General features: G+C 65.8%; 12 protein-coding genes. 6 read left to right on the top strand and 6 right to left on the bottom strand.

All coding sequences use genetic code 11. The annotated features are described in order from the left end of the window. Positions 1-12: 12 nt before the first annotated feature. The 6 genes from AC1DCJ_RS02125 to AC1DCJ_RS02100 form a co-directional block, all read right to left on the bottom strand. On the bottom strand, positions 13-1,227 hold the full coding sequence (locus AC1DCJ_RS02125; protein ID WP_478070125.1) for a lipoprotein N-acyltransferase Lnb domain-containing protein: 1,215 nt from the start codon (positions 1,225-1,227) through the stop codon (positions 13-15). Positions 1,228-1,289: 62 nt separating this feature from the next. Next, entirely contained in the window at positions 1,290-2,171 is an 882-nt protein-coding gene (locus AC1DCJ_RS02120) for an HlyC/CorC family transporter (protein ID WP_038689313.1), read from the bottom strand. Between the two features lie 65 nt (positions 2,172-2,236). Then, positions 2,237-2,824 (bottom strand): hypothetical protein, encoded by a 588-nt coding sequence (locus tag AC1DCJ_RS02115; protein WP_478069970.1) that lies wholly within the window; start codon positions 2,822-2,824, stop codon positions 2,237-2,239. Positions 2,825-2,855: 31 nt separating this feature from the next. Then, positions 2,856-3,341, bottom strand: a complete 486-nt coding sequence (gene ybeY / locus AC1DCJ_RS02110; protein ID WP_159496343.1) for an rRNA maturation RNase YbeY — start codon at positions 3,339-3,341, stop codon at positions 2,856-2,858. A gap of 56 nt (positions 3,342-3,397) precedes the next feature. Next, on the bottom strand, positions 3,398-3,550 hold the full coding sequence (locus AC1DCJ_RS02105) for a hypothetical protein (protein ID WP_478069969.1): 153 nt from the start codon (positions 3,548-3,550) through the stop codon (positions 3,398-3,400). 39 nt (positions 3,551-3,589) lie between these two features. Continuing rightward, positions 3,590-4,573 carry a PhoH family protein gene (locus AC1DCJ_RS02100; RefSeq protein ID WP_478069968.1) on the bottom strand — a complete coding sequence of 328 codons (984 nt, stop codon included), beginning with the start codon at positions 4,571-4,573 and terminating at the stop codon, positions 3,590-3,592. A 629-nt stretch (positions 4,574-5,202) separates the two neighbouring features. On the opposite strand from AC1DCJ_RS02100, the gene AC1DCJ_RS02095 reads away from it, so the two are divergent. The 6 genes from AC1DCJ_RS02095 (at position 5,203) to AC1DCJ_RS02070 (ending at position 16,637) form a co-directional block, all read left to right on the top strand. Beyond that, positions 5,203-8,427 (top strand): type VI secretion system Vgr family protein, encoded by a 3,225-nt coding sequence (locus tag AC1DCJ_RS02095; RefSeq protein WP_478069967.1) that lies wholly within the window; start codon positions 5,203-5,205, stop codon positions 8,425-8,427. Between the two features lie 3 nt (positions 8,428-8,430). Beyond that, on the top strand, positions 8,431-11,802 hold the full coding sequence (locus AC1DCJ_RS02090) for a phospholipase D-like domain-containing protein (RefSeq protein WP_447592813.1): 3,372 nt from the start codon (positions 8,431-8,433) through the stop codon (positions 11,800-11,802). Continuing rightward, positions 11,799-13,424: a hypothetical protein gene (locus AC1DCJ_RS02085; protein ID WP_478069966.1), complete on the top strand. Its 1,626-nt coding sequence runs from the start codon at positions 11,799-11,801 to the stop codon at positions 13,422-13,424. Before AC1DCJ_RS02090 ends, AC1DCJ_RS02085 begins: the two co-directional genes overlap by 4 nt. Continuing rightward, complete coding sequence (locus AC1DCJ_RS02080) at positions 13,421-13,882, top strand: hypothetical protein (protein ID WP_354282297.1); 462 nt, start codon at positions 13,421-13,423, stop codon at positions 13,880-13,882. Before AC1DCJ_RS02085 ends, AC1DCJ_RS02080 begins: the two co-directional genes overlap by 4 nt. A gap of 78 nt (positions 13,883-13,960) precedes the next feature. Continuing rightward, positions 13,961-15,490: a hypothetical protein gene (locus AC1DCJ_RS02075; protein WP_478069965.1), complete on the top strand. Its 1,530-nt coding sequence runs from the start codon at positions 13,961-13,963 to the stop codon at positions 15,488-15,490. A gap of 178 nt (positions 15,491-15,668) precedes the next feature. Beyond that, complete coding sequence (locus AC1DCJ_RS02070; protein ID WP_478069964.1) at positions 15,669-16,637, top strand: HlyD family secretion protein; 969 nt, start codon at positions 15,669-15,671, stop codon at positions 16,635-16,637. Positions 16,638-16,687 lie beyond the last annotated feature (50 nt).

Genomic DNA, 16,687 nt, shown 5'->3' with positions numbered 1-16,687 from the left:
CGGCATCCTGCGTCAGCGGCCCGTGACAGATGCGTCACGACGGCCCAGCGCCCACGCCAGCGCCAGGTGCACCGGCAGCAGCAGCACGATCCACTGCAGGTTGACCTGCGCCTGCAGGCTCAGCCAGTGCAGGACCAGGCCCAGCGACGCCAGCAGCGCCACCGCCCACAGCACCCAGCGGAACCACGCACGCGGGGTGCGCCCGCGCAGCAGCGTAATGGCACCGGGCAGCAACAGCAGGCACAGCGGCGACAGCACCAGCAGGTTGCGGTTGGCCCACGCGGCCTGGTGCGCGCTGAAGCCCCACAGGTAGGTCAGCAACGCACCGGCGATACCGCAGAACAGCCACACCGGCAGCGCGATGCCGCCCAGCAGGCGTCGGCGCGCGCGCAGTGCACACACGCCTGCCGCGGCCAGCAGGCCGCACAGCAGCCAGGGCCACCAGCGGCGGGGGGATTCGGTGGGTTCCGGCGCGATGCGCTGCGGCAGCAGTTCCTGCTCGGCCTGTACCAGCGGGCGGCCGTCGCTGTTGCGCGACTGGCGCAGTGCATCGGCCAGGCGCATCGGCACGAACGCTTCCTGCCAACGCGACAGCGGCTGGTCGGCGAACGGGCCCAACCCGATGTCGAAGCCCAGCCACATCCACGGCGACGGCGAGGCCAATCGCACCGATTCGCTGCGGTAGGTGTTGCCACGCGAGCGCCCGGACAGCTGCGAATGCAGGCCGCCGCCGAGCGCCTGGTCCACCGCATCGCGGACCATGGTGGCGCAGTTGGCGGTGTAGTAGTCGTAGTGGTAGCGCGCGTTCTCCGGCTTGGCACGCTCGGCCAGCGAGGCGGCCAGGGTGCGCGCCTGCTGCGGGTCCAGGTCCAGCCACTGGATACTGGCCCCACGACCGCTTTCACGGTAGTAGGACATGTCCTCGTCCAGCGGCAGCGCCACCAGGTAGTACATCATCTCGCCGCGCACGAAGCGGCCGATGAAGTCCGCTTCACCCGGATCGAAGTAACCGAAGTTGTAGGAGGTGGCCTGGCCCGTTACCGGGTCCACCACCACCAGCGCATCGTGACCGAAGCGCTCGAAGAAAATCTCGCCGGGCTGCATGGTCACCACACCGATGCGCGGTGCCGCCGAGGCGTTCGCGCGGGAGTCAGCCACCGGCACGGTGACGGGGGCCGTCGCATCCTGGGCCAGCGCCGCGAACGGCAGGCTGGCCAGGGTGAGCATCCAGCACAGGAACAACAGGCGGCACGACGGCCACCGCTTCAGCAGGGGCCGCATGGCGTGGATCAATCCTCGTTGTTCGTATCGGCCGGCAGCACGGTCACATGGAACGCCTGCACGCGGCGGGCATCGGCACGCGCCACCCGGAACACGAAGCGGTCCAGGCTGAGCTCGTCGCCGGTTTCGGGCAGGTGGCCGATCGCCTCGGTGACCAGGCCACCGATGGTGTCGTAGTCGTCGTCGGGGAAGCTGGCGCCGAAGCGCTCGTTGAAGTCCTCGATCGCGGTCAGGGCGTCCACCACGTACTGGCCGTCGGCCTGGATGGCGATCTGCGCGGTGTGGTCCTCGGCCTCGTCGTGCTCGTCGTCGATTTCACCGACGATCTGCTCCAGCACGTCCTCGATGGTGACCAGCCCGGCAACACCGCCGTACTCGTCCACCACGATGGCCATGTGGTTGCGCGAGAGCCGGAACTCCTTGAGCAGCACATTGAGCTTCTTGGCTTCGGGGATCAGCACCGCCGGGCGCAGCAGTTCGCGCACGTTGGCCGGGCCGTTGTCGGCGACCACGCCGCGCAGCAGATCCTTGGCCAGCAGCACGCCAAGGATGTCGTCCTTGTTGTCGCCGTGCACCGGGAAGCGCGAGTGGCCCGATTCGACCACCTGCTTCATCAGTTCAAGGAAGGGCGCTTCGACCGGCAGGGACACCATCTGCGAACGCGAGATCATCACGTCGCCCACGGTGAGTTCGGCGACGGAAATCGCCCCCTCCATCATGCGCAGGGTATCGGCAGCGATCAGCCCATCATCGTGCGCGGTATGCAGCACCGCCACGAGCTCGTCGCGGGTGTGGGGTTCGCCGGAGAAGGCAGAGGTCAGGCGTTCGAGCCAGCTGCGCTTCTTTTCGTTCTGCTCCAGGGTGGAGCTACTACTGTCGTCTTCAGACATCTCTGGAAAAAAGGGCACCCGGCGAACCGGGCGTTGGATTCAGTCTAGCAGGATGCGGGGCCCTGTCAGCGCCCGCCTGCCGGGGCCGCATTCACCGAGGCGGCCGGCGGGGTGGGGGCCGGTGCCGGCGCCTCTTCCTCCGCGGGCAGGTCCAGGCTGTAGGTGCAGCCGGCCAGGGTCTTGCCCGGGTGGGTCTTGACCGTGGACAGGCTCAGGATCACCGACTCGATCATCGGTTCGCCGGTCGTGGGGTCGGCCACGTCGCGGCTGACCAGCTCCCGTCCGGCCATGAACTTGTCCGGGTTGTCCACCCCGTCCTCCAGCGCCAGCGTCTTGGCCAGCGGCCGCGGGTCGGCCAGGTCCAGGATGGCCATGATGCTCGCCCCGGCCACCGCCACGTACTCGGTGCGCTGCCCGAACACCGTCAGCGGCGTGGCCAGCCGGAACTCGGTCATGAACGGGTTGCCCTGCGGCAGCGGCTGCAGGCCATTGGCCACCGCCTTGAGCGGGTCGGCCACCACCGGGCCGACAGCCCGGTAGTCGGCCACACCCTGGCGGCATTCGATCAGCGCGGCCAGGTCCAGCGGGTCGGCCGATGCGGCGGCGGGCAGCAAGGCCAACAGGCCCAGGCAGAGGGTCTTGAAAGCGGTCATCTGGAATCCGTGTGGAGCCGGGCGGCGCGGCTTACTGCTCGTTGGCGTAGGGGTCGTCGATACCCAGCTCAGCCAGGATGTCGCGTTCCAGCTGCTCCATGGCCTCGGCTTCCTTGTCGTCCTCATGGTCCCAGCCCAGCAGGTGCAGCACGCCGTGCACGGTCAGGTGCGCGTAATGGGCATTGAGCGCCTTGTCCTGCTCGGCCGCTTCGCGGGCCACCACCGGCGCGCAGATCACAAGGTCGCCCAGCAGCGGGAACTTCACGCCCTTGGGCAGGCCCTCGGGCACGTCGGCCGGGAAGCTGAGCACGTTGGTGGCGTAGTCCTTGCCGCGGTAGTGCCGGTTCAGCGACTGACCTTCCTTGGCATCGACCAGGCGGATGGCCAGGTCGGCTTCACGGATGCGGCCCTTGAGCGCGGCAGCCACCCATTTGCGGAAGCTCACCGCGGAGGGCAGCCCGGCGCGGGGCAGGGCGTAGCTGACGGCTACATCGAGGCGGACGGGGCCCTTGGTCATGGCGATACCGGTAATTCAGATCAATCAGGAGGGCACAGTATCGCGCGTGTGGCCTTTCACTGCGACTTCCTGTCGTCGGCGTCATGGCCGATCTCCGCCTGCGCGGCATCCGCCGCGCCCGTATCGACGCCGAGGCGTGGCCTCGGCGATTGCCGCGTCCGGATGGTGGCCAGCAGGAAGCCGGACACCCGCAGCGACAGACGAACCATGGCACTTCCTTGTGTGCGATTCGGGCCGGCCCTGGACGTCTACTCCGCGCCGGGTTTGACCTGCTGCAGGTCGCGTCGGTCGTAGGCGCTGACGATGCGCGCCACCAGCGGGTGACGGACCACGTCGCGGGCCTCGAAGAAGGTGAAGCTGACCCCGTCCACCTCGCGCAGCACCTCGATGGCATCGCGCAGCCCGGACTTCACGTGCTTGGGCAGGTCGGTCTGGGTGAGGTCGCCGGTGACCACCGCGGTGGAGCCGAAGCCCAGCCGGGTCAGGAACATCTTCATCTGCTCCACGGTGGTGTTCTGCGCTTCGTCCAGAATCACATAGGCATCGTTGAGCGTGCGGCCGCGCATGTACGCAAGCGGCGCGATTTCGATGACATTCTTTTCCAGCAGTTTCAGCACTTTCTCCACGCCCAGCATTTCATACAGCGCGTCGTACAGCGGGCGCAGGTACGGGTCGACTTTCTGGCTGAGATCACCCGGCAGGAAGCCGAGCTTCTCGCCCGCTTCCACCGCCGGTCGGACCAGGATCAGACGCTGCACGCGCGACTCGTTCAACGCGTCCACCGCGCTGGCCACGGCCAGGAAGGTCTTGCCGGTGCCGGCCGGGCCGATCCCGAAATTGATGTCGTGGGTGGTGATCTGATGCAGGTAGCGCGCCTGGTTGGCGCCGCGGCCACGTACCGTGCCGCGCTTGACCTTGATGGTCACTTCCTGTGCTTCGTAGGCCCGTTCGACGACATGGTCGACGTTGGCCTGGTTCAGGCGCAGGTGGATACCGTGGCTGTCGAAGGTCACCTCCGCCGCTTCGGCGTAGAGCGCTTCGATCAACAGCTGCGCTTCCTCGGTCAGGCGCTGGGGCCCGGTCACGCGAAACACGTGGCCGCGGTTGGCGATTTCCACGCCAAGTTTGAGTTCGATCTGGCGCAGGTGCTCATCGAACGGGCCGGCCAGGTTGGCCAGGCGTTCGTTGTCTTCGGGAGCCAGGGTGAAATCGCGTTGCGAGAGTGCGGTCATTGCATCTGGCAGCCCTCGATCCAGGGACCGTGGCCGCAAGCAGGGAAAGGGTCTACAGGGTAGCGCGCGGTCTTCGCAGCCGCCAGACCGGTGCCGGTTGTCCACACCGGGTGTGGGGGAGTCGTTGGCAAAGCTGTGGATATCCCGTGCCGGACCTTGCCTGCCAAGGCTGAACAAGTGGTGGTGAAAAAATGGCCGGCCGCGTCAGGAGCAGGGCCCCGTCAGCCCGAGCTCCGCGGTGGGCCATCCTGCGGTGGGGCGCTGTAGCCGGCGCATGCTCCGCCTAGCGTAATCCGTCGGCATTATGTGCTGAGTTTCTGTTGTCGGGTTCAATCCGACATCCTGTGTCGGTTCGGTCAAATGCGTGCGCTACGAGTAGGGGTTTCCCTACATTATCGTCAGATTTGCCCCGGATACCGGTCGGCGACAATTAACTATATTCTTTGCTCATGCAGTCTTGAGTATGTATCTGCGTGGCGGGGAGAGCCTGCGGATACCTGTGGTGGCGCGCGGTTCGACCGTAGCGACAGAGTGGGGAGGTGCAGCGTGCTGCCGCTATGCCGGTAGGCCGGGTGCGCCATGGATGCTGGGCAGGTCACGCGGCCGGACGGCTGCAATGGATGGGCACGATGCAGGATGCAATCACACTGTTCGCCGGTGTCGCCGGGCTGGACGGCGCCAGCCGTCCGCACCGCTTGGCGCTGGCCAACGGTCAGGCGCTGCTGGTCGAGCGCTGGTGCGGATACGAACAGCTGTCCGAGGGTTTCCAGTGGTGGGTGGACGTGCTGGCCAACGACGCCCTGCTCGACGTGGACGCGTGGCTTGGTGTGGCCGCGACGTTGTCCTCGCGGCAGGCCGGCGGGCACGACGTGCTGCGCAGCGGCGTGGTTTCCGAGGCGGCCTGCGTAGCCGCCGATGGTGGGCTGGCGCGCTATCGCCTGTGTCTGGTGCCATGGACCTGGCTGCTGGGGCAGGCGCGGCAAAGCCGGGTGTTCCAGGAACGGGCGGTGCTGGACATCCTGCAGGCCGTGCTGGACCCCTATGCTGCCCAGGGCACCTGGCGCGCCAGCGATGAAGTGGTCGACTTCCTCGCCGCCGTGCCGCGGCGCAGCTACTGCGTGCAGTACCGCGAATCGGACCTGGACTTCCTGCAGCGCCTGCTTGCCGAAGAGGGCCTGGGCTGGCGCATCGAAGAAGACGCCGACGCGCCTGCAGGCCACGCGCTGGTGGTCTTCGCTGACAGCGCCGCACAGGCGCAGGACGCCACCTCCGAGCGCGACGGTGGTCTCCGCTTCCACCGCGCCGATGCCACCGAGGCCACCGACAGCGTGCTCACGCTGGGGCGTTCGCGGCGTATCGGCGTGACCGCGCTGGTGCTGGCAAGTGACGACTATCGCGGCCAGCAGGCGCGTCAGGGGCAGACCCCGGTGCTGTCCGCGCAACGCGGGGAGACCGCCCTGGAGGCGTACACCCCGGTGGGTGCCTATGCGTTCGCCAACCGCAGCGTGGCCGACCACTACAGCCGCCTGGCCGCCCAGGCGCACGAATCCCGCAGCGCCAGCTGGGTCGGCAGCAGCACCGCCCTCGGGCTTCGCGCCGGCACCTGGTTCAACCTGCGCCAGTGGCCGATGTCCGACCGTGCCGGCGTGCCGAATGTGCTGGTGACGCGCATCTGGCACCAGGCCAGCAATAATTTCCCCACCACCGCGCGCGAGGCGCTGCTGCAGCGCCTCGGCCATGCGCCCCCGGCGCCCATGGCCGGGCTGGATACGCCTGCGCGCCAACGCCAGCTGGGCACGCGGGCCGAAACGCTGGGCTATGCCAACGCCTTCGAGGGCGTGGACCGCGCCGTGGCGTGGCGCCCGGCGCGCGAAGACGGCACCGGCCTGCGGTTGAATCCGCGGCCGCTGGCACCGGGCTACCAGACCGCGCGGGTGATTGCCGCTGATGGCAGCGACAGCGGCGAGGTGTCCTGTGACGACCTGGGCCGGATCAAGGTGCGCTTCCACTTCCAGCGGGCAGGCAGCGGCGACGATGGCAGCAGCTGGCTGCGCGTTGCCCAACGCTACGCCGGCCCCGGGGTGGGTGCACAGTTCCTGCCACGGGTAGGGCAGGAGGTGCTGGTGACCTTCCTGGAAGGCGACATCGACCGCCCGCTCATCGTCGGTACGCTCTACAACGGTCGCGGCGAAGCCGGCACGGCCGCCACCCCGGCCGGCGCGTCGGCGACCAGTGAGCTGGGCGCCTATGCGCAGGCAGGGGATGCCCGCAGTAGTGCGCAGGGCAACCTGGCCGGTGGCCACGCGCCCGCCTGGCATGCGATGGGCGCCGGCGAAGACGCGCACCGCAACCCGGCCGCGCTGTGGGGCATCCAGTCGCGCGAGTGGCACGGCCAGGGGCACTCGCGGTTGCTGTTCGACGACAGCGACGGACAGCTGCGCCTGCAGTTGGCCACGACCCATGCCAGCACCCAGCTCAACCTGGGGCACCTCATCCACCAGGCCGACAACTTCCGCGGCAGCCTGCGCGGCGAAGGCAACGAGCTGCGCACCGACGCCTGGGGGGCCGTGCGGGCCCGCGCCGGCCTGTGGCTCAGCGCGCAACCGCGCGCCGCCCGCGCGCCGGCCGGTGAGGCGGTCGCCCCCAGTGCGCTGCTGACCCAGCTCAACGAACTTGGCCGGGTCCAGCACCAGGCCACCCGCGTGCACCGCAGCGTCGCCATAGCCGCGCACGCCGGCGTGGCGGGCCAGCAGGATGTGCCTGCGCCGCTGGCCAGCCTGCTGCGCAGCACTCGTACCACCGTGGCCGGGGACGCCTTCGACAGTGGTCGGGCCGACGCCCCGGCGTACGCCAGCGGTGGCGGACAAGGGCGCCTGCCGCACAGCGGCGATGCCACCCTGGGCCTGTCTGGCAGCGACGGTCTGGTGCAGGTCGCCGGGCAGAGCCTGCAATGGGCAGTGGGCGAGGTGCTCAGCCTGGCCAGCGGGCAGGCGTCCGAATGTGTCGTCCAAGGCCAGGCGCGTGTCCACGCCAGCCAGGCCATCGGCGTGCTGGCGGCCACCGTGGGCACGGCCGCCGGGAACACGCTCAGCGTGGTGAGCGGGCAGGGCGAGCTGATCGTGCAGGCCCAGGACAACCAGATCCTGCTGCAGGCGCGCAACGCCCTGCGCGCGGCCAGTGCCAGCGCGGCGGTCGAAATGGCCGCGCCGAAAACCGTGCATATCGCCACGGCCAGCGGTGCCAGCATCACCCTGGCCGGCGGCAACCTGACCGTGACCTGCCCCGGCAACATCACCGTGCATGCGGGTCAGAAGTCCTTCGTTGGCCCCGCGAACCTGACCTATCCGCTGCCCACCATGCCGCGCAGCGAATCCCCCGATGTACTGCCCAGCTTCGCCTTCCGTCTTCAGGACATCCCTGGCCCGCAGGGCATCGCGCTGGCCGGCCAGCCGTGGAAAATCGTGCGCACCCGGCAGAGCGCCAGCGATACGCCGGACAACCTGCATGCGGTGGATGCCGGACAGTGGGTGGAAGTGCTCAAGGAAGGCAGCGCCGACGACGACGGCAAGGTCGCCCTTGACGATGCCGACTGCAAGACCGTCTGGGACGCCGTGGCGCGGTTCCCCGGGCGCCTGTACCTGGTGCACGGCATCGACGCCATCCCGCTGCAGATGCGCCAGTTCAGCACCGGCCCCGGCGTACGCGAGATCGTCGAGACCCTGGATGCCAACAACTACAGCAAGGACCTGCAGCACCTGCCCGATGCCGATGCGCTACGCGCCATCCGCCACCGGGTGGAGTACGAGTTCCAGTCCCTGCTGACCACCACGCCCAAGCAGCGCAAGGAGCTCTGAACCATGGCCGACGGCACCACTACCAGTACGGTTGCGCGCAATGCGCTGACCTGCCAGTCCGGCCAGGTAGGTACCTCCAGCGGTGACTACTACGCGCCGCCGGATCGCCAGTTCGCCCCGGTACGGCATGGCAACGCGGTGAAGTCCTACACCGACGGGCGCTCGGCCATGCATGCAATGGCCGAGGCGATCCGCGGCGCGAAAAAATTCATCTTCATCGCCGACTGGCAGATGAATTTCGACACGGAGCTGACCGGACGGGGAGAGGCCGGGCACCGCGGTCGCCTGAGCGAGCTGTTGTATGACGCGATCAATGTGCGTGGGGTGGATGTGCGGGTGCTGCTGTATGACAGCATCGAAGCCGCCGCGTACACGCATGAGAACGAAGCACGGACCGCGCTCTACATGATGCGGGATGACAAGACGCCTGGAAACATCGAAGTTGGACTTCATAACCCGGCAACGGGACGTACGGATCCTTTCAATATCGGCTTCTCTCACCATCAGAAGATTCTGGTGGTTGACGGGAAGATTGGCTTTGTAGGTGGGTTGGATGTTGCACATGGGCGCTGGGATGATGGCAACTTCGACGTCGTCTGCGACCCCCGACTACACATACTGAATGACCACTACAACAACTGCTTGATGAAACCGCGCGGCATGACGGCGGATGAAGTGACGTTGACTCAACCCAAGAAGGAGACGGGCCCTGATGTGGCTGGGAGGACGCGCCCGGGGTTCGCGCCGGCCTATCTACCTGGGCTTACGGTTGCCTTCGACCGCATGAAGCAGCAATGGGAGGACGGAGCAGCGCTGGCCGAACTTCTGGACTACGCGGACAAGGCCGCCATCACGCCCCGCCTGGAAGAGAAGGGCAAGCAGGTCCTTAGCGATGCAATCATTTCAGTTCTTCAGGAAATGACAGACGTCAAGGGAATCAAGGAGATGATCGAGGTGGTGCGGACCGTAGGAAAGGTCCTCAATTCCATCAAGATCGATCTCGACCAGGCACGGCACAAGTATCGTGAGGTGATTGCTGCAAGCAACCGTGCCGCAGATGAGGCTGCGAAGGGCAATGCCGGAGGCGCTGCCAATGCGGCTTCGGATGCAGTGGACGCGTTCACTTCAATTCAAGCCAAGGCTATCAATGATTGGATCAACGAAAAGAAAGCCGAGCTCCTGAAGAGCTACGATCGCGCCGTGAAAGTTGTCGATCGACTGGGCACCTATGCCGCTGATCCATCTCAGCTTGTAAAGGACGTCGAGAAGGCGCGCGCAGAAGCACTGGCTGCGTTGGAGCGTGCCAAGGAGTCGTGGGAGTCCTTCCGGAAATGGCTGGACACCCCGATCAACCGTGCCCAGAGCCTGCTGGACAGTGGTCGTCAGCCACGCATGCCTTGGCAGGACGTGCATGCACGGCTGGAGGGCCCGGCTGTTTTCGATATCTGCCGCAACTTCATGCACCGATGGAATGCAATGGTCTGGCAGAATCAACGCGGTGAATCGCTGATCGGGAGAGGAGCGAATGCTGTCGTCAATGCCGGCATTGGACAGGCAAACGATCTGGGTGCTGGCGTGCCGGAGCAGAAGTCGTTGGGACGGGGTCTTGAGCTCACTGCGCTGACGGATGCCTGGTTGGATGCAATGGGCGGAAGAACGGCACTGTTTGGAGACCTGTGCAGCAGGGGCAGCGCAGGCGAGGTCAGCGTGCAGATCGTCCGGTCGTCTGGCACCGCACTGCACGATATGGAGCGGAAAGGCTGCAGACAATATCGGTTGAATATGGACGATGGCAGTGATCTGAAGCCGTACTGGGAACGCAGCCTGCCTATGAGATCGATCCAGGATGCCATGCTGAACTGCATCGCATCCGCCAAGGCGTTCGTCTACATTGAAACCCAGTTCCTGATTTCCGACTGCGGCTTCTCGGATGCAGATCCTGGGCGACGTTTGGACACCATCATCAAGGGCGGCCAGCGGGGGCCTGCAACGCCGGCCCAGGAGAAGAAGGCCCAGCGAACAGCGCGCGTGCTGGGCGCTGCTGCGGGTCCGCTGGACGCTGTACTGCCCGAGACGCCCATTGCTGATGTTCTTGCAAAGAAGCAGGGCGTGCCCTCCGCCGCGCGCAATACACTTGTTGACACCATTGCCACCCGCATCGCAAAGGCAATACGGAGTGGCCAAGGGTTCCACGTCTACATCACGCTTCCCGTGCATCCGGAAGGCAACGTGAAAGACGGTGCCGTGGTAAAGCAGCACTACTGGGCGCAGCAGACGCTGTTGCGTGGTCACGACAGTCTGATTCGCCGAATCAGTCGCACCCTCGTGGCCAAACGCAAGGATATTCGCGACGTAAGCGTCAGCGAAGAAGATCTGCGAGACGAAGTTGCGGCAGGTGGCTGGAAGAAGTACCTGACAGTCTTGAATCTACGCAGCTACGGTGTCCTGAAAGACATCAATCACGACAGTTATAGCCGCGGGCCGCAAACTGCCGGGGGCAGCAAGGGCAGTCCACCACTCTATCTGGTGACCGAGCAGTGCTACGTGCATTCCAAGCTGCTCATCGTTGACGATGCGGTCGCCATCATCGGAAGTGCCAACTGTAACGATCGAAGCCTGCAGGGCGACGGCGACACCGAGATCGCTGCGGTGATTGTGGATACGGCGACATCGGTGCGTGACCTGGGCAATGGCGTGAGGGTCGTGACGCGAAAGTTTGCACAGGACCTTCGGATGCGCCTGTGGAAGAAGTTCCTGGGCATGTCGATTCAGGAAGAGGTTGTGTTTGGCGCAATCAAGAAGCAAGGCGGATTTACGGATGCAACCGACAGAAGATTTCATCCTCCTATCGTGAAGCAGGACCATGCCGAGCTGAACCTTGAATTGCCGGCGAGTGCCGATACGTCGGATTACATCCGTAGCCTTGCGGAAAAGAATGCATCCATATACGAAGAGGTGTTCACGAACGTTCCGAGGAATTCCATGGCACGCTACGACTCAGTCTTCGATGGATTTCCTTCCGGTGGCTGGAATGAGAAAAAGGACGCAATCGCGCGCTACATCTACGCGCAGCCACCTGACCTTCAAGCGCAGTACATGGAAGTGGCAAGCACCAAGGTGGACGAGGCGACGCGCACTGTTGGTCGCCACAACATTGCCAAGGCGCTCTCACGACTGAAAGGCAGCGGGGCAGGGGACCGGGTCAGAGGATTCTGGGTGTCGATGCCGCTTGAATGGGGGCACGGGATGGATGATCCTGCTGCTGCAATGCCTGTAGAACTCATTGCCGCTCGTCCGGCCGTTCAAGGCGGTTCCAGCGGCACCCTGCAGGCGCTTGCTCGCTTGGACGTGAAATCCCCCACGGAGCAAACATGAAAATCAGGCAGTCCCTGTTGTCCCTCCTGGTCATCACAGGTGCCCTCTGCTCCGGCGGCCGCGCGCTTGCATGCACCGACAGGCTGGACCCTCTGGCATCGCCTGCAACCGGGGTAAGCCTGCTATTCAGTAATGGACAAGGTGGGGGCGTCGGCGTCGCCACTCCCCGTCTTTTGCCGGGCGGTCGACTGGCACCGCCTGCCGTTTCTCCCGCGCTGAAAGAGCTTAAGGCCGGAAAGTTCGATCAATGGGGAGGGGACGTTGTATTCACTGAAGATGATGGGCGAGGCGGTAAGCGGGTCTGCCGGGTGGAGACCTGGAAGAGTAGAACCTTGAACGCTGTTGTAAGAGACAGTCTTGGTGGGAAGCCCGAACGTCTTCGGGACAGTGATGGAAGGGTGGCGGCCATTGCGTACATGCCTACGCCAGCGCAGGAAAGACATCCCGTGCTGGTGAAGTTGCTGCCGCACTACTACATGAGCTCGGCAACCGCCTTCTACTACGATGGGTCCAATAATCTCATTGAGGTGGACAGGTACATGTCCCCTGAGGCCAACAGGCTCAACCCGAAGTACCCGTTGAAGATCGTTGCACGGTCCGTCCTGTACTGCTTCCGCTACGAGGATGGCAGGTTGGTGCAGTCTGCAGGCTTGCCGGGGCCTAGCGTCAGCAAGGACCCGGCGTTCTCGTGTGGCCAGCTCAAGGCTGGCGAGCATTCGCTTGAGCGGTATCGCTACAACGCCAATGGAACCCTGCGCGCCATGCTGAACTACTACGGAGAGGGCGATGCCGACGCCTCCGACAGCCAGCGAAAGTCTGGCGGCGGAGGCTACGGGTCCATCTGGCTGCCCGAACGGCTTCCGTCCGGCGAGCAAGCGCGCGTGGAGCTTCATTTCAATGCGAAAGATGAACTGACCAACCTCAGTACAACGTTTCTGGAATTCGCGGCAGCAGACGCGCAGCCCTCGTATGCGGCGCGTGGCGATGCCGGCGGTTCGATGCTTGAGTACCGGTTTCCTGGTTCACCGGTGCCCTTGTCGGTGATAGACAAGGGATTCGCTGCGATCGGTAGCTACCCCAGGGTCAGGATCTTTCCTCATCGGAGCGGAATGACGGTGTCAGAAGTCTTCGACGCTGGTTCCAGAAAGCCGCGCCAGCGGCAGTGGCGCAGCTTGGATCTGAATCGTCAGGAGATGTACGGCGGCAATGGCAAGCTGATCCGCGTAGTTCAATACGGTGCCGCACCGCAGGATGCCTACGAGGAAGACCTGAAAGGCTATGCCGAAAGTGGCGTGCTGAAGGTTACGCCCACTACCACCGGCTACGCCAGCTACCGCGTCTACGACTACGACACAGCAGGCAAGGAGCGTCTGACCTTCGTCTGCTGGCAGCACGATGTCCCCAGCAACAAACCCCTCCGCCATTTCCCATGGTGGACGCCCGATCCAACACCGAAGCGCAGCAGGGAAGAAGCGCTGATCTACGGCATGAAGAACGTCGCCAATCGCTGTGGAACGCCCGATGGAAAGATGGTGGTTCAAGGGCTGGCGGCAATCGACAGCTACATGGCCAAGACGTACGGATATGACGTGGAAAAGCTGAGCTACGGCGAAGCGCGATGACTGTGCCGGCCAAGGTGCCCGAAGGTGTCCCGCCAGAGGAGGGTCTGGGCATCCCGATCGGTGACGGCGGCGCGTCAGCGCGGCTTTCACGCCTGACAAAGAGCGCGCTGGCCTTGTCGTTCCTCGGCCTGCTGGTCTTGATCGGTCTGGCCGTCGCCGCCTTGGCCGTCGAGTGGGAGTCCATCACCGAACGGCGCGTGATTACCGTCGCCGTGATACTGCTCTCCGTGTTGATCGTATTCCTTGCGGGCCTGTTGCTGGGCGTTGTCAGTCTGTTCCGGCGGCGGCAGGCCTGGCGCTCGGCAATGCTGGCGCTGGGGCTCAACCTGTTCGGGCTGGGCGCGATGTTCTACATCGGCTACATGATCGTTGCCGTGATGGCCGCTGCGGCAGTTGGCGCGGTGCAGGCAGCCCTCGGGGGGCTGATGGTGCTGCTGATGATGATATTTGCCAAGTAAGGTCGTCGAATCGGCGTGGCTCAGGCGGTTGCAGGCGAACCACGCGGAAGCTGTTTACAAAACTACGGATGAAACGTCATGGATGATCCGAGTAAAAGGAAGTCTCAACGGACAGTCACCAGCGTGCTCGCCGTTGCAGGCATGCTTGGCGCGCCGCTGGCAGCGGCCTGCACGGGAGATGCTGCAGCAGCAGGGACATCCTCTGGAGCGTCCGGAATCTTCATGACGGGCAACACCGATGGGTTCGACACCCGTATCGACCCCTTCCGCACGGACGCGCAGAACCGCGCTGTGCTGCCCGACGTGGAGGTTTCGCAGGCACAGAAGGATCCGCCGAATGACATGTTTGGTGCGGCGGGGGGTACCGCCATCCATGGGGAACGCATTGAAGACACGTGGCGCGTCTGCAGGGAGGAGCGCTGGCAACCGCGTCACGGTGACGGTGCCGTCAAGCAGGTTGATGCCGTAACACCCGTCGCAGAAGGCGCCAGGCGCTGGTCGAAGAATTTCTTCGTCGGCGCGGTGCGGCTCTACCACTATGATCGGGCGGGGCGCCTTGTCGAAGTGCGTGATGTCGTCAGCCCCGATGTGCTGCCACCCGACGGTGTCGCGTGGCTGGCGCCCAAGAGTGGTCTGCTGTACTGCGCACGGTATGACCAGGTTGGACGCCTGACATGGTCAATCGACACGGCCGGCGTCGGGCGGTGGGACTCCGGCAAGGCGTGTGCGGACCTGAGCGAAGACAACGTGGATTCGCTGCGGGTGATGTACAACGACGACGGTACCGTTCTGGCCCTGTTGCGATCCCGACCGCCCTCGCTCCCGGACGGGGGCGCCGTGGCGTTGATGCAGCCGGATGGCTATGACAACGCGGGTTGGACAGGGACCGCCACGTTCCTCATGCCGCCCCGGCCGGACGTCGCCGCTGCCGATAACACGGTTGGGGCACGGATTGCGTCGGGACGCGGGATTGCATCGTTGTACGCGTATCCGCCGGATTTCGCCGCCGACGATGCGCAGCCGATCTATCGGGAGCGGCCACAGACGGATGGGCGCTCCAAGGCGAGCGTGCATTACGATTTCCCCGAAGCGGATCTTCCGATGTCGGCCGCCCGCGATGGCTTTGCGAACCTGGCCAGCTACCCGCGTGTGCGCAGTTACGGCTATGGCAAGGACGTACGGGTGGAGGAAGTGTTCGCCGCCGGCAGCCATGTCCCTGTCCAGCGGGTGTGGCGGTCGCAGCTTGTGCTGCGTCAGGAAGACTACGACGCAGCAGGCAAGGTGCAGCAGGTGATCCGCTACGGCTCTGGTGGCCCTGGCGCCGTTGGCGAAGATCTTGCAGGTGCCGGCCGACGTGCGGGCTTCAGACAGAGGCTGCTGGGGGACGGCAGCGCCGCGTACCGCGTGTATCGCTATGACCGCAAGGGGCAGGAGCGGCTTGAGCTGGCGTGCTGGTTGAAGCCAGCGGGTGCGGGGGACGGTGCAGGGGAGACGCAATGCGGTAGTCCGGACGGGAACGTGCTTGCCGAAGGCTCGCAGGCGATCGAGGCGCTGCTCCACGACACCTATGGTCTGACCCGTCGTCGCCTCGCATACAGCGGGATATGACGTGCGGCGTTGAGGGCGGGCACAGTGGGAAAGAGCCAGGGCCGCCCTGGGCAGGCAGGTAGCTCCGCCATGGTGGACGATTCACGGGCCGCAGTACGCGTCGCGCCCCAGGCCTTCACGGGCAGCCGCTGTTCGGAGAGGCAGCATGGCAGCATCCGGTCCCGTCTGGAACGCTGCGATGCCATCGCCAACGCTGCTTTGCCGCCTGTCGGCACTCTGCTTCTCGACCGCGCTGCTCGCCGCCTGCCACCCCGCGCCGCCTGAAGCCCTTGGCACCCTCGAATGGGACCGCATCACCGTACCGGCGCCCGCCGCGGAGACCATCGTCGCGGTCGCGGTGGTGGAAGGGCAGCATGTACCCGCCGGCGCCCCCCTGCTGCAACTGGACGCCACCCGCACCGCCGCGCAGCTGGCCGCATTGCAGGCGCAGTCGCAACGCGCCGGACAGGCGCTTGAGGAACTCGAGCACGGCCCGCGGGTGGAAGACATCGCCCAGGCCCGGGCCAATGTGGCCGCCGCGCGCGCACAGGCCGCGGACGCATCGGCGTACTACGCCCGCCTGCAGCCCCTCGGGCGGCAGCGCCTGGTGGCGGCGGCCGACGTCGACCGCGCTCGCGCCGCCGCCGGCAATGCAACGGGCGTGGTGCAGGCCGCCGAACAGGCGTTGCTGGCGCTTCAGCATGGCACCCGCGCCGAGCAGGTCGCCCAGGGCGCCGCGTCGCTGCAGGCCGCGCAGGCCCAGCAGGACGAACAGGCGGTCACGCTGGGCAAGCTGGCACTGGTGGCACCGCGCGCCGGGGTGATCGACGCGCTGCCGTACCGGTTGGGAGACCAGGCGCCGGTGGGCGCGCCGCTGGCCGTGCTGCTGGTGGGTGACCATCCGTATGCGCGGGTGTACCTGCCCTCGGCGCTGCGCCCGTCGGTGGTGGTGGGGCAGGCGGCCCACGTTTACCTGCAGGGGCGCGACGGCGCCCTGACCGGTCGGGTGCGGGCGGTGCGCAGCGACCCGGTGTTCACCCCGTACTATGCGCTCACCGGTGAGGACGCGGCGCGGCTGAGCTACCTGGCCGAGATCGAGCTGGTCGATACGGACACCGCCGCGTTGGCCCGGTTGCCCGCCGGGGTGCCGGTGCGGGTGACGTTCTGATGGTCCCGACGGCGCCGACCGATCCCGCTGCGGCCGTACTGCCCGAACCG

The organism is Stenotrophomonas sp. 10N36 (assembly GCF_056395005.1).
Note: the sequence above shows the minus strand (reverse complement) of the source record. Positions and strands in the feature narration are given on the sequence as shown.